The sequence below is a fragment of the Spirosoma oryzicola genome, from assembly GCF_021233055.1.
GTDB classification, from domain to species: Bacteria; Bacteroidota; Bacteroidia; order Cytophagales; family Spirosomataceae; genus Spirosoma; species Spirosoma oryzicola.
In genome coordinates, this window is record NZ_CP089538.1 from 2,097,743 (window position 1) to 2,122,704 (window position 24,962).

Genomic DNA, 24,962 nt, shown 5'->3' on the forward strand with positions numbered 1-24,962 from the left:
AAGCATTAGCCGCGCATTGACGATGCGCGTACAATCAATTGCGTTTCCATAATTTTTGTTTCTTTGACCACCGGCATATCGTCCGAGGCATCTAACTGGTTAATCAGCAGACGCACCGTTTCGGAACCCATCTCCTGAATGGGCTGGCTGATGCTGCTGAGCGCGGGCGAAAAGAAAGCGGAGACCGGCTCGTTGTTGAAGCTGACAACGGCCACATCCTGCGGAATGCGCAGTCCTTTCTGATTCATGGCGTACATGGCTGGAAACGCGACCCGGTCACTGATCATTACGACACCATCGGGGGGCTGGGGTAGGCTCATCAGCGTCAATGTTTGCATGATCGTGTTTTCGTGCGTGTAATCGCAGTGAACAACGTACTGATCGCCGACGCTTAGTCCGTGTTTGGCCAGCGCTTCCCGGTAGCCAGCCACCCGCTGATTGCTGAGCAGCAACTGAGGAGGCCCCGCCAGAAACCCGATACGCCGACAGCCGTTTTCGATCAAATGCTCCGTCGCTTTAAAGGCCGCAGCTTGGTTATCAACGATTACTTTGGATGCGTCGATGCTTTCGGCGTGGCGGTCGAAAAGCACCAGCGGAATATGTTTACGGGCCAGCCGTTCGACATGTTCGTAGTTGTCGGTATCGCGCGATAAGGAAATAATGAAGCCTTCGACCTGACTACGCATCAGGTTCTGAATGTTGGTAATCTCCCGTAAATACGATTCGTTCGTTTGGCAAACCAACACGCTGTAACCCGCCTGCAACGCCGATTCTTCGATGCTGTTGAGCATGGCCGAAAAAAAATAATAGCTCAGGTTCGGCACGATAACGCCGATGGTCCGGGTGCGGCTTTTCGCCAGATTTTTCGCCAACTGATTCGGCTGATAGTCCAGTTCCTCGGCCAGACGCATCACCGCACTCCGGGTATTCGGATGAATCTCAGGCATTCCCCGTAAGGCGCGAGAAACGGTCGAGACCGAAATGTTGAGCGATCGGGCAATGTCCTTAATGGTGACGGGCGTGTTTTTCACAAGGGTAGCTAGAACGAGTGACGCAATCTAAAAAAAATTGCAAAGCAGATAAGACAACGACCTGCTCGGTCTATAAAGTTTATCGCTGTGATGTAGCGAGGGCCACCCGCGTGGTATCGGCGTGTCCGTGGTGTCGGTTTCTCAAAACCGACACAAATTGCTGACGCCAAGAGTCGGTTTTGAGAAACCGACACCACGACCAAAAGCGTCTTTGTTTGTCCATCATTTGTCACACCGGGGGCAGTCATGACGTTTTAGAAAGCAATTTAATTCGGTCGGAAAACAAAACAGGCTAGCCCAATCCGTTGAGCCAGCCTGCTACTTAAACTGCTGCGTTTACAGCGAAGAACGTTATCAATGCGAAAACCAGCTATCAGGAATGTCCATAGGCTCGCTACCGTTCAGGCTGTATTTGAGCTTGAGCGTGAAGCCACCACCGCCTTCGATAAAATCCGCTGCGAAAGGATGAGCGCCCTGTTGTAAGGCGACCTGACCGCTTTTTTCGATAGGTGCGTGATTCCCGTCGTTGTCAACCACCAGCCGGTCGGCAATGCGCAGAACACCGCCGTCGTCGCAGGTGTAGAAAAAGCTGTAGACACCTGTTTGGGGTACCGTCAAATACCCGCGAAACTGAATACCAAAACTCGGTGCGTTGACCGATTTAGGCACGACAAGGTTATGAATGATGAACGTGCTGTCGGTGGTTTGTCCGTTTATGCCTTTCGTATTGCGAAACGCTTTTTTGTAGTAACTGGCCTGCAAACCCGCTTGTGGATTCGCGGCTGTAACCGGCGTAGCGTACGACTGCTGCTGATACCGCAGTGAATAAACGTCACCCTGCACGCCTGATGGCGTAAACGCAGCTACCTTGACCGTCTGTGGCTGGGTAATATCCAGGCTGGCCGGCAGCTCGGGGGAGTTGCGTTGGGGCTGACTGCCATCCGTCGTGTAGCGCAACGCGTAACTTGCTAACGGCTTTTTGATGCGCAGCGTAGCCTTGTCAACGAAGACGTTTTCTTCGGTAAAGCCGGTCAGATCGGGCAGGCGGTATTTGATACCCATCTGTTCCATCCGTAGAAAGTGCGACAGTAACCGTTGCTGGTACGATGCGTAGTCCGGGTGATTAGTCCAAACCACTTCCGAGAGCGCCGTCATGCGGGGCATGCTCATGTAATCAACGCGGTTTTCGGTCGGGATGTATTCGGTCCAGATGTTGGCTTGTCCACCGATAAACTGGTTCACCTGATTGGCGGGTACGCCCTGTGGGACGATGGCCAGATTATACACGTTCTCGACGGATTGAATCCCCGGCGGATTGTCGAAATAAAGCGTACTAACAGGCGTCATAACAACCGTATTGCCATTCTGAGCGGCTTTCTGGGGGGCATCTTTCACCCAGCTACGCCAGTACATAACCGCCGTAGACGGCTTGAGACCGCCTTCGAGCGCGTCGTCCCAAACCATGAGTTTCTTGCCTTTCGACTGGACAAATTTTTCGATCCGGTGGACAAAGTAGCTTTGCAGTTCTTCGACGTTTTTGATGCCTTCCCGCTTCATCAACTCCTGACAGGCGGGTGATTGCGCCCAAGTCGTTTTTTCTACCTCGTCGGCACCGATGTGCACGTACTGGCTCGGGAACAAGGCAATAATTTCGCTCAGTACGGCTTCCGTAAATGCATACGTGGGTTCGTTGCAGGGGCAAATGGGAACCGAAAACGTTTTACCCCAGCCTTCCTGTCCGGTACAGCTCAGAGACGGGTACGCTTTAATCGCTGCGGTCAGGTGGCCGGGCATGTCAATTTCGGGGATGATCTCGATATGCCGGGCGGCTGCGTACCTGATCAGTTCACGCATCTGGTCCTGCGTATAAAAACCACCGTACTGCGTTTTGCCGTTCTGCTGCCGGATAAACTGCTTGGGTAAATCGAAATCGGGATTGGTAGCGGCCCGTTTCAAAACCACCGAATCCTGGTTGTTAAACGTGCGCCAGGCCCCTTCGCTCGTCAGCTTGGGGTAGGCTTTGATTTCCATCCGCCAGCCCTGATCGTCGGTCAAGTGGAGGTGAAACTTATTGAATTTGTAAAGAGCCAGGCGGTCAATGAATTTATGTAGATAATCCATCGAGAAAAAATGCCGCGAAACGTCGAGGTGCATACCCCGCCAGGCGTAAGCGGGCTGGTCCTGAATCTGTACCGCCGGAAGCGTCAGCGACGGAACGGGTTTCGCCATCTTCTGTTCGATGCTGATGGGCAATAATTGACGGATGGTCTGAACGGCCCGAAACATACCAACCGGTTGAGCCGCTTTCAGGGTTACCTGCTGCGGGGTAATGGTCAGGCTATAGCCTTCGGTCTGGGTGATCGCCGGGTCGTGCTGAAGGATGATTTTGGTACCGTTGCCGCGCGGGCTGAGCGATTTTCCCAGACTCGGTTGCAGGAGTTGGCCGAGCTGGTCCGCTTCGTTACGGAACCGGCTATCCTGAACGATCAGCGCGGTTTGAGCGGTGATCGTAAACTCACCCTGCGCGGGGGTAAGCGATGTTGGGTAGGGAATGAGTGGGTAACGTTGCTGCTGAGTTTGTGCCCACACCAGCAACGGTGTGAGCAAGCTCAGCAATACCGACAAATAGATTCGATTCATTGGAACAGATAATGGAAGAAAAGAGCACTTTACCGGGTCAGAACACCCAGTTCGGCAATAGAAACCATGGTATCGTTGGCCCCCGTCGTTTCGAGCGCGTCGAATCTCAGGTAACGGCCCGTTTGCGGCTGATCAAACCGTATCGTCTGTTTGACCGGATTGTTATTAATGTTGCTGAATGCGCCCTGGCTGACCGGAGCCGACCACGTCTGACCGTCCTGACTGACCGAAACGGCGTAGCGGTACACAATGCCGTCTTTTTTACCATCCTGACGGGGTACGTACGTAAACCCACGCAACGGCAGGGACTCACCAAGATCCAGTACCACCGAAGCTGGTGTTTCACCGGTTTTACGCTGTTGCCAGAAACTTGCGGGGTTACCATCGATTAGCCGATCCGTTGTTTTGCCAGAAGCTGAACCACCCGCTGAAACAACGTTCCATTTCGCCGAACTAATGTCAAACTCAGTCGTAACGGGGCTGCTGGCTCGTTTCATGTTGTCCACGAAAGCGCGGGCTTTTACGATACCACCCGTGGGCATCGCAAAGGGCTGGCTAAAGCGCGGACTCTGGGCGGTAGGCTCCGATCCGTCGGTGGTGTACGTAATGACCGGATCAGTCGTCCGGGGGCAGGCAATGGTGACCATTCCGTCTTTGCTCCGGCTGATAACGGGGGTTACAATCAGTTCGGGAGCGTTGTATACTTCGACGTTGCTGATCAGCGGATTCGCTTTCGCTTCGTCAATACTTATCTGTAGTTTACTCGTCGTCACGGCTGGGAATCGTAGAATGCGCCGGTTGCCGATAGTCGTTCCCTGCGCAATGGTTTGATACTTGCCATTCTGCCAGGCCGCCACCGAGAATTTCTTCACGCGCTGCCCCAGCGCAATGTATTCTTCGATAAGCAGTCGGTTGAGCGTGGTCGGCTTGCCCAGATCGATGTCGAGGGTAGCCTGGGTGGTGCCGTTCGCTGCGGCCCAGTAGGTATCCCGGCTTTTGTCCAGCACGTTGCTGGCCGCAAACGTCGATGCTTTGCCGAACAAGCTGCTGGCGGTTATTTTCTTACCACCCGCCAGGTTATTCGATGCTTTATCGGTGTAGGCCTTCAGCTCCATCAGCCGTTTGGTGTCATTTTCGTGAACCAGTCCCCGTCGGTCTACGGGCAAGTTGAGCAGCCAGTTGCCGTTGCGGCCAATGGAGCTGTAATAAATATCGACCAGATGTTCCAGCGACTTTACCTTGTCATCTTCATTAGCGTGGTAGTACCAGCCCGGACGGATGGAGCAATTGACTTCGGTGGGTACCCAGTCGGTCCCATCTTCGTGGCCCGGTGTCAACTCCCAATAGTTAGGATAACCCGGATATACTTTGGAGCGGTTGAGCGTGCCCCAGTTGGTTTCGCCTGCGTAACCATCTTCGTTGCCCACCCAGCGAATATCGGGGCCCGCGTCGCTAAAAATAACGGCGTTGGGCTGGAACTGACGAACGGTAGCCACAAAACCCGGCCAGTCGTAAACCTGCTTTTTGCCGTTAGGACCTTCGCCGTTGGCCCCATCAAACCATACCTCAAACACGTCGCCGTATTGGGTCAGTACTTCCTGAAGCGTCTTTTTAAAGATCTCGTTGTATTCGGGTGTTCCGTAGGCAGGGTGGTTGCGGTCCCAGGGGGAAAGGTAAACGCCGAATTTAAGGCCATATTCCTTGCAGGCTGCCGACAAATCTTTCAATACGTCGCCCTTACCATCGCGCCAGGGGCTGTTCTTAACCGAATGTTCGGTGTATTTCGAAGGCCACAGGCAAAATCCATCGTGGTGTTTGGCCGTGATGATGATTCCTTCCATACCCGCTTCCTTCGCCACACGCGCCCACTGCCGACAGTCGAGCTGGGTAGGGTTGAACATGGCTGGTTTTTCGGTGCCGTGTCCCCATTCTTCATTGGAGAACGTGTTCATGTTGAAATGGACGAAGGCGTAGTATTTCATCCGGTGCCAGGCCAGCTGACGGGCCGACGGAACCGCACCGTACGGAGCGGGTGTCTGAGCAGTTGCCTGGTGAACGAAAAGCCCTAAAACAACTGCCCAAAGGAAAAAACGCTGATGGATCATTATGAAGTACGAATGGGAATGGACTGGTTACCCAGCGAAATTACTTACCGGAATTCCGGTTTAAGGACGAAGATACGCTGTTTGTCGTTACGGCGGGGTACCCTGATCCGCTTGAAACTCTTGTTCAGTTGTTACTGAAGCTTTTTGTGGTGTCGATTTTTCCGTGGTATCGGCGGGGCAGCCCGCATGGAGTCGGTTTTGAGAAACCGACACGGATTGCTGACGCCAAGGGTCGGTTTTGAGAACCGCGCGGGCGGCCCCGCCGACACCACGCACCTGACGACACCACGCACCTGACGACATCATAAGCGCTTAGCGATTGATGTACTGAATCGTGTACGATGACTCGGTGATGGTCAGTTTGGTAACCGCGCCGTAGTCCAGATTGATGCGGTAAGCATTTTGAAGGGATAAATCCAGAAACAGACAAAGCAAAGCCCGAATCACCCCGCCGTGGGAAACAACAAATACGGGCTGTGTGGGTTGGGTTTGCGCTAATGGCAGGACCATAGTGCGCCAGAAATCACCCACGCGTTCGAAGACATCGTTGAAGTTTTCGCCATTCGGGGTTTTGATGTTTACGAAATCAGCCATCCACGGATCGAGCGCGGCCCGGCCAATGTCAGCCCAGGGAATCATTTCCCAATCGCCGAAAAAGAACTCCTTTAGTCGGTCGTCCAATTGTACCAGGGGCGGGTGTGCGTCTACCACGGCGGTCTGACCGGGAGCGGTTTCGATCTGGCTGCCGTGCGCAAACGTCGCGGCCAGATCGGTAGCGAGCTGCTGGCAACGACGCAACGGCGACGAAAAGATAGCCATCGGATCGTCGGGTAAGTGCTTGATTAAGCGGTCGCGCTGTTCTTCGTACGTATCGGCCAGTTCAACGTCCGACTGCCCATAGGCAACACTTCGCCCGACGGCTACTTCGGTATGACGAATCAGATAAACATCCATGAGGACAAGGGATAAAGGGTTTTTTGGGTGAGTCGGCTAGTGATTAAACCGAAATCCACAATAACGATACAAACGACAGATAAACAACCACTTCCGTAAGCTGCTGCGTAGCGCCCAGACAGTCGCCTGTGTAGCCGCCAAGCCACTTGTTGAAAAACCACACGAGCCGCCAGCGTATGAGCACCAGCGGAATCAGAAACAGCAGATAAATCCAGAGGGTCGTGTAGAGGACGAGCGCCATCAAGGGTAAGAGCCCAAACAACGTAGCCAGCACTAGTTGACCCATCGTGATGCCCTGCGCAATGGGCTTCGCTTTCGCGTCGAGGTCTTCGCGGGCGTAGGGTAGCGCACGAATCACGGTTGTGGCTGTCAGGCGGCTCAGGCTGTGAGCTGATATGTATTTCAGGACAACCGTCCAGCCAAACGGTTCAACGCTCAGCATCGATTGGAGCGCAAAGAATTTAACCGCCAGCAACAAGCCTAAGCCAATCGTTCCGTACGTTCCCAGGCGGCTGTCTTTCATGATCGACAGAATTTTTTCTTTTGTCCAGCCACCGCCGAAACCGTCGCAGACGTCCGCAAATCCATCTTCGTGAAAAGCACCTGTTACCCATACCGTTGCGATCATGCTGAACAGTACGGGTAGGTAGGCCGGTGGAAATAGCACCGTGCCGAGCCAGTACACGCCGACCCCAATACCGCCCACCAGCCAGCCGATAAGCGGGAGAAACATCGTTGCCCGATTGAGTGCCTCCGCCGAGTGATCGATGGACTTTGGCACCGGCAGCCGGGTGTAGAACATAAGGGCGGTAAAGAAGAGTCGCACGCTGTTTGGGAATTTATCGTTTCTGATTCGCAGGCTTTCTCGGTCCGGATTTAGGTCAGGATGTCCATTGTTGCCATGTCGTTGAGCATCGCAACAGCGGCCTGAACGATCGGGTAAGCGAGCGCGCAGCCGGTTCCTTCGCCCAGCCGCAGGTCGAGCGAAAGTAAGGGTTTGGCTTCTAGGAAGTAAAGCATTTGTTTATGCCCCGTCTCGTCGGACTGGTGGCAGAAAATGCAGTGCTGACGTACCGACGGATTCAGTGCATTGGCGACCAGTAAAGCGGCTGTGGCAATGAACCCATCGATTAGAATGACCATGCCGTTTTCGGCCGCCCGTAGCATCCCGCCGACCATAGCCGCTATTTCCAGACCGCCCATCGCCGTTAAAACAGCCATTGGTTCCGTCTGATCGGCGTGTTGGGTGGCGACTTCTTGCAAGATAGCGAGCTTGCGGGCCAAGCCTTCGTCGGAAAGGCCCGTGCCGCGTCCGACGCACTGGTCCAGCGGGAGCCCCGTTAAGCGATGCATCAGCAAAGCGGCTGGTGAGGTATTGCCAATGCCCATTTCGCCGAAGCCAATCACATTGCAACCCCGGTACTGAACCCCGTTGACCAGCGTTTTCCCCGCGTCAATGGCGGCCTCGCATTCGTCGGTGGTCATGGCGGGTTCGTAGCGCATGTTGCGCGTGCCGGGCCGGATCTTGTATTTGACGAAGCTTTCGGTATTCTCTTCGAACGAGCCGTTGACGCCTACATCACAGACGAGCAATTGCAGCCCGTTCTGGCGACAGAAGACGTTAATGGCTGCTCCGCCCGCAATAAAATTTTTAACCATGCCGTAGGTGATATCGGCAGGGTAGGCACTAACGCCTTCTGCCGCCAGGCCGTGGTCACCCGCAAAAACAAGCAGGTGCGGATTGGTCAATACGGGCGTTTCGGTCTGTTGGATCAGGGCAATCTGAAGCGCTAATTCTTCCAGACGTCCCAAAGCACCGAGGGGTTTGGTTTTATAGTCGATACGCCGACGAACAGTTGTTTCGAGCGTTGATGAAGCAGGGGTAAGCATTACGATTGGCTGTTAAGCACCGTTTCTAAATCGGCGGGCGAGTAGTTGATGCTTTTAAGGGTTTTGTGGTCGGCATCCCGGTACACCAGAAACTTTCCGTCAGACTCGATGAAGTGGCAGGGAACGCCCTTGTCCTGATACTGGGCTACCGTTGCTTCCGCTTCTTCGACGGTCAGGCAGGCTTTGCTCATGTTGGATCGTTGTACTTCATCGAACAGGGCTTTGAATTTATCACCCAGGCCAAATTCGAGAACCGCCCCCGACAGTACGTATTGCAAATCACAAAGCGCATCGGCTACCGCCACAATGTCGTTAGCGGCAATAGCATCCCGAAATTCGTCGAGTTCTTCGGCCAGCAATGCCACGCGCAGTTGACAACGGCCTTCGGACGGGATCTGTGGGGTATCGAGTACGGGCGCATGAAACGTGCGGTGAAATTCCGCAACCTGGGTAAGTGAGTCAGGTGAGTGCATTCTAAACGGTGATTACGTTGATGAACGGATTGGATGTCATCAAACGATGATTAATAAATTAGTTTATTGTGGGATTATGCGTTGACAGCACGTTTGAAACGATACGAGCGCTAACTGACGAGCTAAGTAGTGGTCTAGAAATCAGCGATCAGGTTGGTTTTAAACAGTTTGATAGCGATGGCTAGCAGGATAATACCGAATATTTTACGAATAACGGCCAACCCGCCCGATCCTAAACGCGTTTCAAGCCAGCCCGATGATTTTAGAACGACGTAAATCAATATCAGATTCAACAAGATACCGATGATGATGTTGATGGTCTGATACTCAGCGCGAAGCGAGATGATGGTCGTCAACGTACCGGCTCCGGCAATCAGCGGGAAAGCGATCGGGACGATGTGCGTTGCTCCGCCTGTGCTGGCTTCGTCTGGTTTGAAAATCGTTCGGCCCAGAATCATTTCCAGACCAATCAGGAAAATAATCAGCGCGCCCGCTACGGCGAACGAAGCCACATCGACACCGAAGAGTTTGAGGATGCGTTCGCCGACGAAAAGAAATGAGATCATGAGCACGCCCGACACCACGGTTGCCTGCTCCGACTCAATCTTGCCGACTTTTTTGCGCAGATCAATAATCACGGGCAGGGAGCCAATGACATCGATAACCGAGAATAAAATAAGGGTAACCGAAGCAATTTCTTTCAGGTTGAACATAATCGTATGCTGTCATTCTACTTGCTTATGCCCGAAATGACAAAAGGAATTGTTGTAAGGTTTCGATCTCGCCATCGGTAATGGCCGGAAAGTTGGCGATCCGAAACGTTGTCGTTTTCCAGTCGCCGTAGCCGTTGCCGAGCATGATGCCCGCCTGTTGAGCCGCTTGCTTGACCGCTTTTATATCGGCTTCGGAGCCTTCAACGGCGATCACCGTATCGGAACGCTCAGCCGGGTTGGTAACCAGCAATCGGAACGGTGATGCGGTCATTTCCTGCTCAAAAAAAGCGTACCAGGCCGCAGCTCGTTTTTTGGTGATAGCATCGACCTCCACAATGGGCGGCACTTGCTGCAAAACCCGCATGAGCAGGTAAATACCGAGGCCGTTAGGCGTGTAAGGCGTCTGGAACTTGGAAAAATTTTCGTGGATAAATAGGAGGCTGTTGTAATGATCGTTTTCGCCGATTTCCTGTGCCCGCCGGAGCGCTGCCGGTGAATAGATCAGCACCGCCAGTCCGGCGGGTAGGCCGAAGCATTTCTGGACCGACGCAAACCACACATCGGCCAGCGTCCAGTCGAATGAGATACCCGCCATCGACGAAACGGCATCGACCGCAATCAGGGCTGACCCTTCTGTGCCGGAAAAATCGCGCCGGAACTGGGCGAGCGTTTCCATGCTGATCTGCGTACCGTTCGACGTTTCGTTTTGTACCAGACACAACACATCAGCCTGATTAAGCGCGACGGGTGGCTTGATGCGGTACGCGTACTCCGCCCATTTTTTGCCGAAAGCACCGCCATAAGGATGCAGACTGGCCTGTTCCGTTAACGACTGCGCTACAATTTCCCAGCATTCCGTAGCTGATGATACAAAAGCAATGTGGTAATCGGCGGGGATGGCGAGTTTTTCGTGCAGTAGTTGAACCGCTTCCTGCACGATCGTCATGAAACCGGGGCTGCGGTGATTGAGACTGACAATGCCTTCGCGCACGGCATCGACCGCGTAGTCGGCTACCTGCGGGTACACTTTCGATGGTCCGGGATAAAACGTAATCATGGCCGTGAGCAGCTGTGGGCCAGCCGTTCGATTTAGTAGGTAGATAAAACGTTACTTGTTGTTGGCGGCAATCGGTTCGCTGATCAGATAGCGGACCGCCATTTCGTAGCCCTGGAGGCCCAGCCCAACGATAATACCTTTACATTTGGCCGACAAATAGCTGTGGTGCCGGAACGATTCGCGGGCGTGAACGTTGGAGATATGCACTTCGACGGCCGGAGCCGTAACGGCAGAAAGCGCGTCGGCGATGGCGATGGAGGTGTGCGTGTACGCCCCGGCGTTGATAACGATTCCGTCGATGTCGAAACCTAATTCGTGAATTTTATCGATCAGATCACCCTCGTGGTTCGATTGGAAATAACGAAGTTGCACATCAGGAAACAGGTCTTCCAGCGTTCTCAGATAATCCAGAAACGAGCGGTTTCCGTAAATGCCCGGTTCTCGTTTTCCCAGCAGGTTCAGATTTGGACCGTTGATGATGAGGATCTGTTTCATAAAATAACCCGGATAGCAATGTCCGACAGTAGAGTAAACGAAGTATGTAAGCTTACCTGAACGTGAGCGTTCTGGCTCCCTGTATGTGGCAAAGTTATATAAACGCATTCAAGAACTACCTTAAACTCGAACGGTCGCTGTCGGAAAACTCCGTGGAGGCTTACCTGCACGATGCCGAAAAACTGTACGAATACATCCTGCTGACCGACCCGAGCCTGTCGCCCATGCAGGTGACGGAGAAGCAGTTAATGAATTTTCTGAAATACCTGGGTGAACTGGGATTGTCGGCGCATAGCCAGGCGCGGATGTTGTCGGGACTAAAATCGTTTTTTAAGTATTTATTGCTCGAAAACCTGATTCAGCACGATCCGACGCAATTGCTGGAAGCGCCGAAGCTGGGTCGGAAGCTGCCGGATACGCTTAGTTTCCCCGAAATCGAAGCGATGCTGTCCGTCATCGATTTGTCGACGCCCGGCGGAACCCGCGACCGGGCGATGCTCGAAGTGCTCTACAGTTCGGGCCTGCGCGTATCCGAACTGCTCAACTTACGGCTGACCAACTGCTACTTCGACGCTGGATTTATCCGGGTGCTGGGCAAAGGAGATAAGGTGAGACTGGTGCCCATCGGCCAAGATGCGATGCATTACACACGTATCTACGTGGACCACGTACGCTCGACACTGGCTGTTCAGAAAGGCGACGAGGATACTATTTTTCTTAATCTGCGCGGCAAGCAACTGTCCCGGATTTCGGTTTTTACGACGATAAAAAAATTAGCAGCAGAAGTAGGCGTCAAAAAAAACATCAGTCCCCATACGTTCCGGCACTCGTTTGCCACACACCTGATCGAAGGCGGTGCTGACCTGCGGGCGGTTCAGCAAATGTTGGGCCACGAGTCAATTACGACTACGGAAATCTACACCCACCTCGACCGTGATTATCTGCAACAGACACTCCGCGAGTTTCACCCGAGAGCGGGTCGCCGAAAAGGATGACCGACCAAACGAATAGCACGTTCAGTATCAGCATTATATTTCCCGGACAAAAAAAGTCCCCGCCGTCGAAACAACAGCGGGGAGCCTCAATTCTACTAACCCAAAATTTACTGTAATATCATGCTTCGGTGAGCGATTTGTCGCCGACGAATTGTTGCTCCTGATTCTTGAAGAGCAGGTTGAACGAAGTCAGACTACCGTATATCTTCGTGATATACTGTTGAATGTTAATCTTTTCTTCATCGTCAAGTCTGCTGGCGTTGACCCGTTGTTCGAGTACACGAAGCCGGTCGCGTACCATGACGATCTTATGAAAGAACGCATCAATAGGCATTTCTTTTTGGACCAGATCCGTCCGTCCCGGCTTTAAAATTAGTTTGCCGCCTTTCCACTTGTCGCCCAGCGGAACAACCTCGGTGTGATCGGACCCTGCCTCCGTCGCCCAACGCTTCAGAACTCGGTTTAGCGCCTGCTCCACGTCGAATAAGCTAATGAGATCATCATCGGGCTCAATGGCTTCAATGACGGTTAAGGGCGTATCAAATTTGAGTACCTTCACACCCTGGTTCAAAAAGGTAATGGTGTAACCGCTTGCTTTTAAATTAATGATGACGCCATCGCCAAACTCAGCGTGGCTAATCCGGGAACCGATTCCCAATAAAGTCGTCATGAAAGTTACGGTGTTTAAATATTGTAAAAATAATAAACAAAACCTATGCCAAAATAGACCAACGAAGTTTTAAATTGAGTTATTTGTTTCAATTAGTATGCCGAACGTTGACTATACTCCACTTAGTACACAGAAACACCGGTTTAGCTTGCCGGAAGGGCTTCACTACTTAAACTGCGCGACCCGGGCTCCGTTGAGTAAGCTGGCCGAGCAAGCCGGACACGACGCGATTAGCCGGGATACAAATCCGTTTGGTCTTCGGCCCGATGATTTTTTTAGCGGAGCCACTCGTGTTCGGTCCTTGTTCTCCGAATTGATCAACAATCCTGATCCGGACCGTATCGCTATTGTGCCATCGGTATCGTATGGCATGGCAATAGTGGCGCGTAACCTGCCTCAGAAGCCCGGTATTCGCGCCGGACAAACCATTGTTCTGGTCGAAAGCGAATTTCCGAGTGATGTATACGCCTGGGATCGTATTAGCAAAGAACTGAATCTGACGATCAAAACGGTGTCGATGCCCGACGAATTTCCGAAAGGGCCGACCTGGAATGAGCGACTGCTCGACGCAATCGGACCGGATACCGCACTGGTCATGGTGCCGCCCGTACACTGGATGTATGGTATTCGGTTCGATCTGGAAGCGGTGGGTAAACGAGCGCGGGAAGTCGGCGCGTGGTTTGCGATAGATGGTACGCAGGCTGTCGGAGCCTTACCGTTCGATCTGACAGCCGTTCAACCCGACGTTCTTGTCTGCGCGGGTTATAAATGGCTGATGGGACCGTATTCGCTGGGACTGGCATACTTTGGTCCTGCTTTCGACGACGGAGTTCCGCTGGAAGAAGGGTGGATGAACCGACTGGATAGTAATCAGTTTCACCGTCTGATGGATTATCAGCCAGCGTATCGGCCAAAAGCGTATCGCTACAATGTCGGCGAACAATCTCACTTTATCCAGATGCCGATGTTGGAGGCTGCGTTGAGTCAGTTGGTTGACTGGCAGCCGGAGCGCATTCAGACCTATACCAACGAACTAACCCAAGCTGCGTGGCCTGCGCTGGAGAAGCTTGGCTGCCATGTCGAACCCGTAAACGGCAGTCAGGGACGCAGTCACCACTTGGTTGGCCTCTGGCTTCCCGAACATGCGGACCCGATGGCGGTTCAACAAGCCCTATTGGCTCAGAAAGTAGCTGTTTCGGCGCGGGCCCGTGCCCTACGTATCGCTCCGCACCTTTACAACACCCCGGCTGACGTTGATGCGTTGGTTGACGTATTGACGAATGTACTTTAAGAAACAGGAATCAGAAAGATTCCTGACTGTACACTTAATGCACTACGACTGGCTCTTCGTAAAACTCCAACGGTAGATCATCCGGATCGGCAAAAAACGTGAAACGCCGACCCGTGTGCTCGTCAATACGGATCGGTTCTGTTGCCACGCCTTGCTGGTTTAGGTGAGCAACGGCAGCGTCGAGGTCCTGAACGGCGAAAGCCAGATGTCGTAGACCAGCCGCTTCCGGTCGGGATGGGCGTTTGGGCGGATTCGGAAATGAGAATAGCTCAATGATGTACTGACCATTCAGTGCCAGATCCAGCTTATACGACTGGCGTTCTGCGCGGTGTACTTCGTTTACTATCGTCAGTCCTAAAATTTCGGTGTAGAATCGCTTTGACACCGTGTAATCCGAAGCGATGATGGCAATGTGATGAACGGCGGTTAAGTGAAGCATAGGGCTAGCGGCTAAGTAGGGTATCGTCGTCTGTCACAGCCGTGTCGATTGCCGTGCCATCCCGTTCAACAGGCAAAGCACGTTCGACTTCCCGGCGTTTGTTCCAGGGGGCGGTGGTCCGGCTGGCCATGTCGATGGCAAAAAAAATGACGATAGCCGTAAACGTAATAAAGACGATGATGAAGATGCGACGATTGCGGTTCACAGAGAACAGACGTTTTTAGGTGTACGAGCATACTGTTTCGCTTGCATACACCGTAAGTTACGAATCCTGCGGTAGTTGTTTAGGGGAAATCTCATAGGCAATGCTGCCTGTTCGCCCGGAAACCTCTGCCCAGGAAATACCGTCAAAGGTAACAGCTACAACGGCACCTTTGCTCATGGAGCCAACACTTTGATGCGTCAAAAATTCGGAAAAATACGATACGTCCGGGTTATGGCCTACGATCATCACGGATTGGGCGCTGGCAGGTAACGCGTTGACAGCAGCAAGGTATGCTTTAGGGCCCCCGTCAAACAACTCGTCGTCCAGTTGAATGTTGGCTGGGTCAAAACCCAGTTGTTCGGCGATAACTTTAGCGGTATCCTTGGCTCGGGAAGCGGTACTGCTAATAATAACGTTGGGATTTACGGCTTTGTCGTGCAAATAACGACCGATACGGGCCGCTGCTACGATACCGTCGGGGGTCAACTCCCGACTGTGATCGGTCATTAAAATAGATCGGTCTTCGGCCTTGGCATGCCGAACAATGTAGAGTGTAAGTGGCATTAGGAAATACGTGTATGCGTAGAGCTATAACGGCTGCAAGCACGGAAAGTTAGTAAAGAGTGATAAACTCTGTCTACTGCCGAAGAAAAATTTGGTACCAAGCGCCAATAGAATAAAATCTGCTCAGGATGTTCGGGCGTAGTTGAATCCTACGGCTGATACCGACAGGCATCGATACAAGGCTGACTAATCTGTATTTGTGAACAGAAGCCGAACCAGGCTTTAGCGCTAATTGCGAATTGGAAAAAGTGCCAGCTGACTGGAAAGATGACCGATAGCTTCTGCAATGGAAGTTCGATTACACTCAATGATGAGCGGGTAAGGATCGTCAAGTGGCATAGCCCACCAGGGCGGAGTTGCTTCGTAGGACAGTAAAAAACGAAAGCAGAATCGGTCCTTTTGCGGAGAGCATTCCGTTAGTTGAATGACCAGACAGGGTTCCGAAAAGCTAAGCTTATTGGGGACATCGCGACTGCCGAGGATATCGCTCAGCCAGCCAATCAAGTGCTTAACTTCCCAGGTGTGAAGAATAGGCGCGATGGTTTCCCAACGTCGGTTTTTATCAACCAGTTGCAGGCACGTTAGCAGCAGATTTTTGTCTTCCAGCGTGGGGCCACCTCGTGGGCTCTCGTAGTTGATGACTTCGAGATTGAAGGACGATTTAGACGTGTAAAACATGATCGGAACAGGGTGAAAAATAAAATCAGCAGACGTAACCGGGTACCTAAATAAATTAAGAGACCCAAAAACTTGTCAGAATCACTTTTCAATGACCGTTCCTAACAGCTTTTGCTAACCGAGCTATTGACTAACCAATAATAACTGATGTGATTATACGTCAAAGATCAATAAACAAATTGATATTCAGTGGTTTTATTTAATAAATAATAATTGCGGTAAACATTTGTGTAAGAGTTGCGCCAAAGACTTATACAAAATGGGGTATTTGATCATAAATGTGTTTCAGAACCTGTATACGCACAAAGATGCGTTTTGTTGAACGAACCTTCACATTGCGATTAAAGTGGGCGATTTCGAAGGACAATCCGTATTTTTGCAGACCGAACACTATCCGGTTGCCGTTTCAGCATGAGTTATTTACCCATTCAGCACGTATTAAAAACATTACCCGTTGGTACTGAAGTGACCATCAAGGGTTGGGTCCGCACCAAGCGGGAAAGTAAAAACGCGGTATTTATTGCCCTTAACGATGGGTCAACCATCCATACGATTCAGGCCGTTGCTGAGACCGGTCAGCTTCCTGAGGACACTCTGAAACTGATCACGACCGGAGCCTGCTTGGCTGTCACCGGATTGCTGGTTGAGTCGCAGGGGGCCGGGCAGGCTGTAGAAGTCAAAATAGCTTCTATCCAGATTTACGGTCCAGCTGACCCCGATAAATACCCGTTGCAGCCTAAGCGTCACTCGCTGGAATTTTTGCGCGAGATCGCTCACCTGCGGCCACGGACGAATACGTTCAGCGCTGTTTTGCGTATCCGTCACGCGCTGGCCTTTGCGGTGCATAAGTACTTCAACGATAACGGATTTTATTACCTCAACACACCGATCATCACCGCATCCGATGCGGAAGGAGCGGGCGAAATGTTTCGCGTGACGACGCTCGACGCCATCAAACCACCACTCAACGAAGAAGGCAAGGTTGATTACAGCCAGGACTTTTTTGGTCGTGAAACCAACCTGACCGTTTCGGGGCAGCTGGAAGGCGAGCTGGGCGCTATGGCGTTAGGTAAAATCTACACCTTCGGACCGACTTTCCGCGCGGAAAACTCGAATACGACCCGCCACCTGGCTGAATTCTGGATGATTGAGCCGGAGATGGCTTTCTTCGAGCTGGAAGACAACATGAACTTGGCCGAGGATTTTGTCAAGACGGTAATCCGGTACGCCCTGCAAAACTGCGCTGACGATCTGGCGTTTCTCGATAACCGGCTCAAGGAAGAAGAGAAAACCAAGAAGAAAGAAGAGCAGAGCGACATGGGCCTGCTGGATAAACTTCAGTTCGTTATCAGCAACGAGTTTGTCCGGCTGACGTACACCGATGCTATTGATATTCTGGTCAACTCGAAACCCGCCAAGAAAGGGCAATTCCAGTACGAGGTTAGCTGGGGTGTCGATCTACAGTCGGAGCACGAGCGGTACCTGGTCGAGAAACATTTCAAAAAGCCGGTTATCCTGACGAACTATCCCCGTGAGATCAAGGCGTTTTACATGAAACAGGACGAGGAGTCGAACGCGGCTCCGGGGCCAACCGTTCGGGCGATGGACGTTTTGTTTCCCGGAATCGGCGAGATCATCGGTGGTTCGCAGCGTGAAGATAACTACGACAAGCTCGTTGCCCGGATGCAGGAAGTAGGCATCGAGCCCGAAGCGTTGTGGTGGTATCTGGATACGCGCCGGTTTGGTTCGGCTCCCCACGCTGGCTTTGGCCTCGGTTTCGAGCGGCTGGTTCTGTTCGTAACCGGCATGGGTAACATTCGTGATGTAATACCGTTCCCCCGCGCGCCCAAAACAGCCGAATTTTAGTCATTCTTTGTCATTTGTAGTCGTTGATTGTCATTCATCAAACAGTACAGTCAATGACTACAAATGCACGTGATGACGTCATAGGATAATGTATGCTGGCTCTCCCCATTTTTCTCGCTGTTGCTTCCGGCTTTGTGGTGGTCGGCGTTTACACCGAACGTAAGATTTCGGCCTTTATGCAGGACCGACTTGGCCCGATGGAGACGGGTAAGTGGGGATTGCTACAGCTGTTTGCCGATTTGTTGAAACTGCTTCAGAAAGAAGACATTGTTCCGGCAGCGGCAGATCGGCGGTTGTTCCTGCTTGCTCCGGCGGTAATTTTTGCTTCGGTCTTTGCGGGCTTTGCCGTACTGCCGCTCACCCCCGATTTGCAAGGTTCTGGTGCCGTTGTTGGCGTGTTTTACCTGATGGCGATTGTTTCCTTCGACGTGATCGGCATCCTGATGGCCGGGTGGGGGTCCAACAACAAATATTCGCTGTTCGGGGCTATGCGCTCATTAGCTCAGATTATATCGTACGAAATTCCGCTGGGGCTAACGATCCTCAGCGCCGTGATGATCTGTCAGACGCTTAACTTACAGGAGATCAGTTTTCAGCAAGGCATTTTTTCGTCTGAAACAAACTATCTTTTTGGCCTCAAGCCCCTGGGCGTCGATGTAACAAACTGGGGAGGAATCTTTACCTGGAACATCGTTCGTAACCCGTTTTTGCTGGTCGCTTACGTCGTGTTTTTTATCTGTACCCTGGCTGAGTCGAATCGGGCACCGTTCGATTTGCCGGAAGGTGAATCGGAAATCGTAGGTGGTTTTCATACCGAGTATTCAGGAATGCGGTTTGCCTTACTTTACCTGTCCGAATACGCCATGATGCTGCTGGTGTCGTTTTTGGGCGCTGTCCTGTTTCTGGGTAGCTGGAATACTCCGTTGCCCAACATAGGACCGGTTCGGCTGGCCGACTGGACTAGTGGCGCTCCCGGCACGATCTGGGGTAATGTAACCGCTGTTTTCTGGTTACTGTCAAAGGTGTTTCTGGCGGTGCTGCTGCAAATGTGGGTACGTTGGACATTTCCGCGTGTTCGCGTCGATCAAATGATGTTTTTGTGCTGGAAAGTCCTGACGCCAATCGGCCTGATACTGTTACTGATTTCAGGGATCTGGCGGCTTTTGATGGTCTAGACGATTTCGAGTTAATCGAGTCAAGGACTGCCGAAGATCACCGATCAATTCAAGCAGGATTTGTCTGGCGAAATGGCCTAATACACATAAGATACCGCTTGGGTAACTGAACCCTCGATAAATTAGTTAACCTATAATCTGAATTGAATACTACAAGGCGCGTTTGTCGCTTCGCGCCCCTTTACGGCAAGAATGTCTATACTTTCACCTAATCCAACCGGCGATCTAGTCTGGCAGACAGCCTGGAAATCACCCATATTTCGCCGGAAGTTTTTCATTGGAATGAGCTGCGTCACTGTATTGCTGCTGGCATTCCCTTACTTCTTTCAGACAATCGAAAAGCACACGGGCCCCGTTTTACACGACTGGGTGCTCAACCAGCTTCCGCCCAATGATGTCTCGCTGTGGATCTTTCTGATCATCTGGGCGACCGCGTTACTGTTGCTGATCCGGGCACGGTTTAGTCCGGCTGTGTTTATGATGTATGTGTATGGCTATCTTATCATTAGCTTGTCCAGAATGATAAGCATTACGCTTGTTCCGCTCGATCCGCCGGTGGGCCTGATCCCGCTTATCGACCCGCTGAGCAATGCGTTTTACGGCAAGACATACATCACCAAAGACCTGTTTTATTCCGGGCACACGTCCAGTATTTTTCTGATGTTTTTGTGCCTGCGCCGAAAGTGGGACCGGTTGTTTGCGTTGATTGGTTCCCTGATTGTGGGTACCTTATTGCTGGTGCAGCATGTGCATTATACAATTGACGTACTGGGCGCTTTTGTCTTTACGTATCCGCTCTACAGAGTAGGCAAATGGATGGCCCTGAGCGGCTGGAACAATGTCGAGCATCCCGTTGATCAGAAAGCTTCGCCCAGTTGAAAATAAAGGCCGTGAGACGTGCTTTCGCCAAACCCCCAACCATAGTCAACCCGTAGGTTGAGCCGCTCTTTACGGTTCAAGGCTACGCGCAGACCACCTCCGTACGAATACTTAAGCTCCTGCAAGTTCAGATCGCGCAGCTGATCGCCGACGTTGCCGAGACCAAGGAAGCCTACGGCGCCAATTCGGCCTACAATCGGTACGCGGTATTCCGCCTGTAGAACAAGTTGATTTTTGCTCCGAAAGCGACCGTCGTAAAAACCCCGCATGCTGTTCGAGCCACCAAAGCTGGCCAGACTTCGGAGCGGAACATTGCCCGCGTTGAATTGCACGTACGCCTGCACGGCCAGTACCTGTTGGCGATACAGCCGCACAAACCGGCGCAGATCGACGGCGTAAGCCGTATACCGAAATTGTGAACCAAACCAGGGTGAAAAGTGGTTGAAGAAGACCTGCATCAGCGAGCCCTGATCCGGCGCGAAGGCATTGTTGCGCGTGTCGTACGTTAGGCTGAGACCAGCCCCGGAAATGTAATACGGATCGCGACCGACCACGTCCAACTGATCGAACAACCCACCGGGCTGATGATCAACGGCCAGCAGGCGCTGATACTCGTAAAGGATACCACCAAAGAAACGTTCTTTCAGCTTTCGTTGCAGGTGCAGGTAAACGTAGTACTGGCGGAAAGTGTAAGCCTCTTCGTTCTGATCGGGCGCTACTTTTCCTAATCCCCAGAACTTGTCGGGAAAGTAACTGTAAGACAATTGGTGATTGAGAATGTACCGCTCACCGGGAAAATAAGTTGTTCCGTTAACAGCCGTGATAAATTGTTTTCGCAGTGAGTATAAAACCAGCGCCTGCGTGTTAGAGGTTCGGGCGACGGTGTCGAGTCGATTGAAGCGAAACGTAAATGATCCGGCTATGCCAACGGACCAATTTGTTTCGATTGACCGGGCCACTAATGGTAAAATTAGGGTATGGCGGGTTTCTGCGTCTTTTGCCTTTAGTGCTTGAACCGGTAAAGAAAGGCTGTCAGTTTGAGCAAATAGAATACCTGAATGAACAGACAACATGCTGACTAACAGCAGTATGGGTATTCTAGTAGTAAATGCAGGCACGGGTAATGAACGAACCGTTAATTAAAGTCAGATTAATTAAATGCCGGCAAAGTAATCGGAAAATTGTAAATTTAGTAGATTTGGGCTTTAATAAACCATTAAGGTTGTGTCTGTCTGACAGTGCGTGACCACCGGTTGGAACCTAAAACGGAGACTCCGAGTTTGTAAACCACCGATATGAGCAAAATCGATTTACCGCCCTTTACGCTGGGCGAAACCATTACCCCAGAACAACGTCAGTTTTTTAATAAGCATGGCGTGATCGTTTTTCGTAATTTCATTCATCCTGAAACGGTCAAATTATTCATCAGTGAAGTTGAACGCATCGAGAAGGAGTGGCTGGCCGAAGGCCGTGACAAAGTCAACGGAGTACCGTTGAAATTTGGTCAGGATGAAGCCGGTAACTCGATGATTCAGCGGATGTGCTTCCTCTCGCAGCACAGCACCGCGCTTCACGAATTTTTGCAGGACCCGCGTCTGCAAGCCGTCGTGGATCTGTTGCAGCCTTACGAGGGCCGCATTGCCGAAATTGAAAAAGACGGCCTTATCCTCAATCACTACGTTCGTACGCCGAACAGTAAGTTCTCGCAAATGGGTTGGCATACCGATAGCCCCCGCGACATCTTCTTGGGTCAGCGGATCATGCCGATGCTGAACGTAGGGATTCACCTGAACGCTACACCTTACGAAAATGGTGGGTTACGCGTTATTCCAGGTACGCACAAGCAGGGCATTCTTAAAATGCTCTTCCGCAAAAAGTACTTCGTGGACAACGAACCGGACAAGCAGGAAATCGGCTTCGACATAAACGCTGGTGATCTGAGCGTCCATGATGGCCGTCTCTGGCACCGGGCGCAGCAGTCGCCCCACGTTGGTGAAGCGAGTCGTCGTCGTGTTATGTACGTACCGGTTGTGACGGGCAAATACATGCCTAAAAATGAGCACAGCAAAACGCCATTTTACCACCGGTTTATCTCCAAAGTAAATATTTAAGTCTTTAACGGTCTGGTGTAGCGATTGTTAGTCTCCAGTTTTTAGTTGCTCCTAGCGGCAACTTGCGCTAAAACTGAAGACTAAGACTCCCTCACCGGACCGTTAATCGTTAAAGACGGATTTATGGCTTACGCCCTCATTACGGGAGCCAGTAAAGGCATTGGTCTGGCGATTGCCGAAGAACTGGCTCGTCGTAAATATGATCTGCTACTGGTTGCCCGTTCGAAATCGCTCTTGCAGGATATTGCGCAGCGGCTGGCAACGTCCCACCGGATTAAGACTGATTTTTTTGCCGCTGATCTGGCCCAAGCCGGAGCCGCTCAACAAGTATTAGACTGGTGCCAGACGAAGAATTACCCAGTTCGGTTTCTGGTCAACAATGCGGGCTACGGATTAAGCGGACCGTTTGAGAAACACGCGCTGGCTGAGCATATCGACATGATGCAGGTAAACATGATGACGCTTGTGGAGTTGACCTACCTGTTTCTGCCGCAACTTCGTCAGCAGTCCAAAGCCTATATTCTGAATATCGGTAGTTCAGCTGCTTATCAGGCAATCCCCAAACTGAGTTTGTATTCCGCTTCCAAAGCGTTTGTCCTTCAGTTTAGCCGCGGACTTCGGCAGGAATTGAAATCCTCGTCGGTTTCGGTGACCTGCGTTTGCCCTGGCTCTACCGACACCGGTTTCGTTGACCGGGCGCAAATCGGAGACAAAGGCCGGAAAGCCGCACAACGGGTTAACATGACGCCCGAAGAGGTAGCGCTTCAAGCCGTGGACGCTACACTAGCCGGTAAGGCCGAAGTGGTTACGGGGGTACTCAACCAGCTTGGTAAACTGATGGCCTGGTTGTTGCCGAAAGGTATTGTCGAGAAAACCGCCGGAAGCATCTACGACTAAAGAATGAAGCCAGTTTTACAGATCGTTACGTAAATGGGCTAACCAATTGAACGATCATCACGAAGCGGAAGCTGTAACGGTCCTGTTGCAGTTTCCGCTTCCGGCTTTTTGCCCAATGGCACTTTATTTGCGTTACAACAGTTATAAAAATACAACTTTCATTCAGACGTTGGCCGTTGGAAGCGGGGCTGTCGGTTCAGCCAAAACAGCTTACCTTCAAACATCCGGCATTCGACGTCCAGCCAATACATGCAATTTTCCGATTTAAATTTAATTGACCCCATCCTGAAGGCGCTCGCCGAAGAAGGATACTCGAATCCAACGCCTATTCAGCAGCAAGCTATTCCTGTTTTACTGAGTCGCCGGGATTTATTGGGATGTGCTCAGACCGGTACGGGTAAAACGGCCGCTTTTGCGATTCCTATCTTACAACTGCTTAACGAAGAACGGAGTAAGAACCCGACGGGCCCCCGGCGGATCAAAACGCTTGTGCTGACACCCACGCGTGAGCTAGCCATTCAGATTGACGAGAGCTTTGCTGCCTACGGGCGTTACCTGAATCTGCGGCATACGGTTATCTTCGGGGGCGTCTCACAACATAGTCAGGTCAACACGATTCGAAATGGCATCGATGTACTAGTCGCAACGCCCGGCCGACTCCTTGATTTGATGAATCAAGGCATTATCTCGCTGCGGGATGTTCAGTTTTTCGTGCTCGACGAAGCCGACCGGATGCTGGATATGGGCTTTATCCACGATGTGAAAAAAGTTATCGCTCGTTTACCGGAGCGTCGGCAGTCGCTGTTTTTTTCGGCAACGATGCCACCCGATGTGGCTAAATTAGCCGATACCATTCTGAACAAACCGGCTAAAGTTGAGGTGACGCCTGTTTCGTCAACGGCGGATACGATTCAGCAGGCCGTTTACTTCGTGGGACGGGAAAACAAGCGCAAGCTGCTGGTTCACGTGCTCAACGACAACCGGATTGCTTCAGCGCTTGTGTTTGCCCGTACCAAGCACGGAGCTGACAAAGTAGCCAAAGACTTGCTCAAGGCTGGTATTCAGGCCGAAGCCATTCACGGCAACAAGTCACAAAACGCTCGTCAGCGCGCCCTGACAAATTTCAAAAGTCGTCAGACACGCGTGCTGGTGGCTACCGATATTGCGGCTCGTGGTATCGATGTAGACGAACTATCGCACGTTATTAATTACGAACTTCCGAATATTCCCGAAACGTACGTCCATCGCATTGGTCGGACGGGCCGCGCGGGAAATGATGGCATTGCGCTGTCGTTCTGCGATGAAGAGGAAACGGACTTTTTGAAAGATATTCATAAGCTGATCGGTAAGCGCGTACCGGTTGTGGAAGATCATCCGTACGTGCTCGACGTAGCAACGGCGGCTGTTACGCCCGCCCAGCCCCGGCAGGCACAAGGCCGAAACGGGAATGCCAATCGAGGAGGTGGTGGCGGTAAGAGCCGCCCGAACGGTCCATCGAACAACAACTCGTTCCGGCGGGGGAGGAGCGATACCAAGAGCGCTCCGAACACGGGTGGCAGAAGCGGCAACAACCGTCGGTTTGGGAACTCCCGCTCTGAGCAAAACTAATCGATTACAAGTAAGCTACCTGTTTACTAGCGACTCGTTATGAGTCGCTAGTTTTGTTTTTAGACTAAGTAAGTATACTCGTTCGTCTAAGTAGAGTAGTTGGCTAAGACAATGGCAGAGAGCCACAGTATCAGCCTGAAGCAGCAATCGATGTATACCTTTTTTAGGTATAAATACTACATAAACAAGAATAATTGGACACCCTATCTGTAATTAATCTAAATAA

Annotated in this window: 25 protein-coding genes; 8 read left to right on the forward strand and 17 right to left on the reverse strand. The window is 51.8% G+C overall.

The window, feature by feature from the left end; genetic code table 11:
* Window positions 1-5: 5 nt before the first annotated feature.
* From LQ777_RS08465 to aroQ, 11 genes are all read right to left on the reverse strand, one after another.
* Entirely contained in the window at window positions 6-1,031 is a 1,026-nt protein-coding gene (locus LQ777_RS08465) for a LacI family DNA-binding transcriptional regulator (RefSeq protein ID WP_232562084.1), read from the reverse strand.
* Between the two features lie 354 nt (window positions 1,032-1,385).
* Window positions 1,386-3,671, reverse strand: coding sequence for a family 20 glycosylhydrolase (locus LQ777_RS08470; RefSeq protein WP_232562085.1), 2,286 nt, complete (start codon window positions 3,669-3,671; stop codon window positions 1,386-1,388).
* 29 nt (window positions 3,672-3,700) lie between these two features.
* On the reverse strand, window positions 3,701-5,776 hold the full coding sequence (locus tag LQ777_RS08475; protein WP_232562086.1) for an alpha-L-fucosidase: 2,076 nt from the start codon (window positions 5,774-5,776) through the stop codon (window positions 3,701-3,703).
* Between the two features lie 87 nt (window positions 5,777-5,863).
* On the reverse strand, window positions 5,864-6,082 hold the full coding sequence (locus tag LQ777_RS08480; RefSeq protein ID WP_232562087.1) for a hypothetical protein: 219 nt from the start codon (window positions 6,080-6,082) through the stop codon (window positions 5,864-5,866).
* A 6-nt stretch (window positions 6,083-6,088) separates the two neighbouring features.
* Entirely contained in the window at window positions 6,089-6,730 is a 642-nt protein-coding gene (locus tag LQ777_RS08485; protein WP_232562088.1) for a histidine phosphatase family protein, read from the reverse strand.
* A 43-nt stretch (window positions 6,731-6,773) separates the two neighbouring features.
* Entirely contained in the window at window positions 6,774-7,556 is a 783-nt protein-coding gene (locus LQ777_RS08490) for an adenosylcobinamide-GDP ribazoletransferase (protein WP_255720846.1), read from the reverse strand.
* 50 nt (window positions 7,557-7,606) lie between these two features.
* Entirely contained in the window at window positions 7,607-8,620 is a 1,014-nt protein-coding gene (cobT, locus tag LQ777_RS08495) for a nicotinate-nucleotide--dimethylbenzimidazole phosphoribosyltransferase (RefSeq protein ID WP_232562089.1), read from the reverse strand.
* The gene (locus LQ777_RS08500) at window positions 8,620-9,093 is read right to left on the reverse strand and encodes a nucleoside triphosphate pyrophosphohydrolase family protein (protein WP_232562090.1); all 474 of its coding nucleotides are present in this window, start codon (window positions 9,091-9,093) and stop codon (window positions 8,620-8,622) included. Before LQ777_RS08500 ends, cobT begins: the two co-directional genes overlap by 1 nt.
* Before the next feature lie 134 nt (window positions 9,094-9,227).
* Window positions 9,228-9,806, reverse strand: a complete 579-nt coding sequence (locus LQ777_RS08505; protein ID WP_232562091.1) for a MarC family protein — start codon at window positions 9,804-9,806, stop codon at window positions 9,228-9,230.
* Window positions 9,807-9,831: 25 nt separating this feature from the next.
* On the reverse strand, window positions 9,832-10,863 hold the full coding sequence (locus tag LQ777_RS08510) for an aminotransferase class V-fold PLP-dependent enzyme (protein WP_232562092.1): 1,032 nt from the start codon (window positions 10,861-10,863) through the stop codon (window positions 9,832-9,834).
* A gap of 51 nt (window positions 10,864-10,914) precedes the next feature.
* Entirely contained in the window at window positions 10,915-11,358 is a 444-nt protein-coding gene (aroQ, locus tag LQ777_RS08515; protein WP_232562093.1) for a type II 3-dehydroquinate dehydratase, read from the reverse strand.
* An 83-nt stretch (window positions 11,359-11,441) separates the two neighbouring features.
* On the opposite strand from aroQ, the gene xerD reads away from it, so the two are divergent.
* Window positions 11,442-12,353 carry a site-specific tyrosine recombinase XerD gene (xerD, locus tag LQ777_RS08520; protein WP_232562094.1) on the forward strand — a complete coding sequence of 304 codons (912 nt, stop codon included), beginning with the start codon at window positions 11,442-11,444 and terminating at the stop codon, window positions 12,351-12,353.
* A 118-nt stretch (window positions 12,354-12,471) separates the two neighbouring features.
* Here xerD and LQ777_RS08525 read toward each other — a convergent pair whose 3' ends face one another.
* The gene (locus LQ777_RS08525) at window positions 12,472-13,023 is read right to left on the reverse strand and encodes a hypothetical protein (protein WP_232562095.1); all 552 of its coding nucleotides are present in this window, start codon (window positions 13,021-13,023) and stop codon (window positions 12,472-12,474) included.
* A gap of 97 nt (window positions 13,024-13,120) precedes the next feature.
* Here LQ777_RS08525 and LQ777_RS08530 point away from each other — a divergent pair, with 97 nt between their 5' ends.
* Complete coding sequence (locus LQ777_RS08530; protein WP_232562096.1) at window positions 13,121-14,314, forward strand: aminotransferase class V-fold PLP-dependent enzyme; 1,194 nt, start codon at window positions 13,121-13,123, stop codon at window positions 14,312-14,314.
* Window positions 14,315-14,348: 34 nt separating this feature from the next.
* Here the strand turns inward: LQ777_RS08530 and LQ777_RS08535 are convergent, their stop codons facing one another.
* The 4 genes from LQ777_RS08535 to LQ777_RS08550 form a co-directional block, all read right to left on the reverse strand.
* Window positions 14,349-14,753 carry a VOC family protein gene (locus tag LQ777_RS08535; RefSeq protein WP_232562097.1) on the reverse strand — a complete coding sequence of 135 codons (405 nt, stop codon included), beginning with the start codon at window positions 14,751-14,753 and terminating at the stop codon, window positions 14,349-14,351.
* Window positions 14,754-14,757: 4 nt separating this feature from the next.
* Window positions 14,758-14,958, reverse strand: coding sequence for a hypothetical protein (locus tag LQ777_RS08540; RefSeq protein WP_232562098.1), 201 nt, complete (start codon window positions 14,956-14,958; stop codon window positions 14,758-14,760).
* 57 nt (window positions 14,959-15,015) lie between these two features.
* A complete protein-coding gene (locus tag LQ777_RS08545; protein WP_232562099.1) occupies window positions 15,016-15,522 on the reverse strand; it encodes a SixA phosphatase family protein in 507 nt (168 codons plus the stop codon).
* 228 nt (window positions 15,523-15,750) lie between these two features.
* Window positions 15,751-16,200: a WapI family immunity protein gene (locus tag LQ777_RS08550; protein WP_232562100.1), complete on the reverse strand. Its 450-nt coding sequence runs from the start codon at window positions 16,198-16,200 to the stop codon at window positions 15,751-15,753.
* 411 nt (window positions 16,201-16,611) lie between these two features.
* Here LQ777_RS08550 and asnS point away from each other — a divergent pair, with 411 nt between their 5' ends.
* The 3 genes from asnS (at window position 16,612) to LQ777_RS08565 (ending at window position 20,120) form a co-directional block, all read left to right on the forward strand.
* Window positions 16,612-18,066 carry an asparagine--tRNA ligase gene (gene asnS, locus LQ777_RS08555; protein WP_232562101.1) on the forward strand — a complete coding sequence of 485 codons (1,455 nt, stop codon included), beginning with the start codon at window positions 16,612-16,614 and terminating at the stop codon, window positions 18,064-18,066.
* Between the two features lie 92 nt (window positions 18,067-18,158).
* Window positions 18,159-19,241, forward strand: coding sequence for a complex I subunit 1/NuoH family protein (locus LQ777_RS08560; RefSeq protein ID WP_232562102.1), 1,083 nt, complete (start codon window positions 18,159-18,161; stop codon window positions 19,239-19,241).
* Between the two features lie 192 nt (window positions 19,242-19,433).
* On the forward strand, window positions 19,434-20,120 hold the full coding sequence (locus LQ777_RS08565) for a sphingomyelin synthase family protein (protein WP_232562103.1): 687 nt from the start codon (window positions 19,434-19,436) through the stop codon (window positions 20,118-20,120).
* Here LQ777_RS08565 and LQ777_RS08570 read toward each other — a convergent pair.
* The gene (locus LQ777_RS08570; protein ID WP_232562104.1) at window positions 20,099-21,079 is read right to left on the reverse strand and encodes a BamA/TamA family outer membrane protein; all 981 of its coding nucleotides are present in this window, start codon (window positions 21,077-21,079) and stop codon (window positions 20,099-20,101) included. The genes LQ777_RS08565 and LQ777_RS08570 overlap by 22 nt on opposite strands.
* Window positions 21,080-21,415: 336 nt before the next feature.
* Between LQ777_RS08570 and LQ777_RS08575 the strand changes: the two genes are divergently transcribed.
* The 3 genes from LQ777_RS08575 (at window position 21,416) to LQ777_RS08585 (ending at window position 24,736) form a co-directional block, all read left to right on the forward strand.
* Window positions 21,416-22,231 carry a phytanoyl-CoA dioxygenase family protein gene (locus tag LQ777_RS08575; protein WP_232562105.1) on the forward strand — a complete coding sequence of 272 codons (816 nt, stop codon included), beginning with the start codon at window positions 21,416-21,418 and terminating at the stop codon, window positions 22,229-22,231.
* A 123-nt stretch (window positions 22,232-22,354) separates the two neighbouring features.
* Window positions 22,355-23,128 carry an SDR family NAD(P)-dependent oxidoreductase gene (locus tag LQ777_RS08580; protein ID WP_232562106.1) on the forward strand — a complete coding sequence of 258 codons (774 nt, stop codon included), beginning with the start codon at window positions 22,355-22,357 and terminating at the stop codon, window positions 23,126-23,128.
* 249 nt (window positions 23,129-23,377) lie between these two features.
* A complete protein-coding gene (locus tag LQ777_RS08585) occupies window positions 23,378-24,736 on the forward strand; it encodes a DEAD/DEAH box helicase (protein ID WP_232562107.1) in 1,359 nt (452 codons plus the stop codon).
* Window positions 24,737-24,962: the final 226 nt, after the last annotated feature.

What these genes read in the sequence shown, in the direction of transcription:
- LQ777_RS08470 (WP_232562085.1), bottom strand. Translation starts at nt 3,671, where the DNA reads ATGAATCGAATCTATTTGTCGGTATTGCTGAGCTTGCTCACACCGTTG.
- LQ777_RS08475 (WP_232562086.1), bottom strand. Translation starts at nt 5,776, where the DNA reads ATGATCCATCAGCGTTTTTTCCTTTGGGCAGTTGTTTTAGGGCTTTTC.
- LQ777_RS08480 (WP_232562087.1), bottom strand. Translation starts at nt 6,082, where the DNA reads ATGATGTCGTCAGGTGCGTGGTGTCGTCAGGTGCGTGGTGTCGGCGGG.
- LQ777_RS08485 (WP_232562088.1), bottom strand. Translation starts at nt 6,730, where the DNA reads ATGGATGTTTATCTGATTCGTCATACCGAAGTAGCCGTCGGGCGAAGT.
- cobT (WP_232562089.1), bottom strand. Translation starts at nt 8,620, where the DNA reads ATGCTTACCCCTGCTTCATCAACGCTCGAAACAACTGTTCGTCGGCGT.
- LQ777_RS08500 (WP_232562090.1), bottom strand. Translation starts at nt 9,093, where the DNA reads ATGCACTCACCTGACTCACTTACCCAGGTTGCGGAATTTCACCGCACG.
- LQ777_RS08505 (WP_232562091.1), bottom strand. Translation starts at nt 9,806, where the DNA reads ATGTTCAACCTGAAAGAAATTGCTTCGGTTACCCTTATTTTATTCTCG.
- LQ777_RS08510 (WP_232562092.1), bottom strand. Translation starts at nt 10,863, where the DNA reads ATGATTACGTTTTATCCCGGACCATCGAAAGTGTACCCGCAGGTAGCC.
- aroQ (WP_232562093.1), bottom strand. Translation starts at nt 11,358, where the DNA reads ATGAAACAGATCCTCATCATCAACGGTCCAAATCTGAACCTGCTGGGA.
- xerD (WP_232562094.1), top strand. Translation starts at nt 11,442, where the DNA reads ATGTGGCAAAGTTATATAAACGCATTCAAGAACTACCTTAAACTCGAA.
- LQ777_RS08525 (WP_232562095.1), bottom strand. Translation starts at nt 13,023, where the DNA reads ATGACGACTTTATTGGGAATCGGTTCCCGGATTAGCCACGCTGAGTTT.
- LQ777_RS08530 (WP_232562096.1), top strand. Translation starts at nt 13,121, where the DNA reads ATGCCGAACGTTGACTATACTCCACTTAGTACACAGAAACACCGGTTT.
- LQ777_RS08535 (WP_232562097.1), bottom strand. Translation starts at nt 14,753, where the DNA reads ATGCTTCACTTAACCGCCGTTCATCACATTGCCATCATCGCTTCGGAT.
- LQ777_RS08545 (WP_232562099.1), bottom strand. Translation starts at nt 15,522, where the DNA reads ATGCCACTTACACTCTACATTGTTCGGCATGCCAAGGCCGAAGACCGA.
- LQ777_RS08550 (WP_232562100.1), bottom strand. Translation starts at nt 16,200, where the DNA reads ATGTTTTACACGTCTAAATCGTCCTTCAATCTCGAAGTCATCAACTAC.
- asnS (WP_232562101.1), top strand. Translation starts at nt 16,612, where the DNA reads ATGAGTTATTTACCCATTCAGCACGTATTAAAAACATTACCCGTTGGT.
- LQ777_RS08560 (WP_232562102.1), top strand. Translation starts at nt 18,159, where the DNA reads ATGCTGGCTCTCCCCATTTTTCTCGCTGTTGCTTCCGGCTTTGTGGTG.
- LQ777_RS08565 (WP_232562103.1), top strand. Translation starts at nt 19,434, where the DNA reads ATGTCTATACTTTCACCTAATCCAACCGGCGATCTAGTCTGGCAGACA.
- LQ777_RS08575 (WP_232562105.1), top strand. Translation starts at nt 21,416, where the DNA reads ATGAGCAAAATCGATTTACCGCCCTTTACGCTGGGCGAAACCATTACC.
- LQ777_RS08580 (WP_232562106.1), top strand. Translation starts at nt 22,355, where the DNA reads ATGGCTTACGCCCTCATTACGGGAGCCAGTAAAGGCATTGGTCTGGCG.
- LQ777_RS08585 (WP_232562107.1), top strand. Translation starts at nt 23,378, where the DNA reads ATGCAATTTTCCGATTTAAATTTAATTGACCCCATCCTGAAGGCGCTC.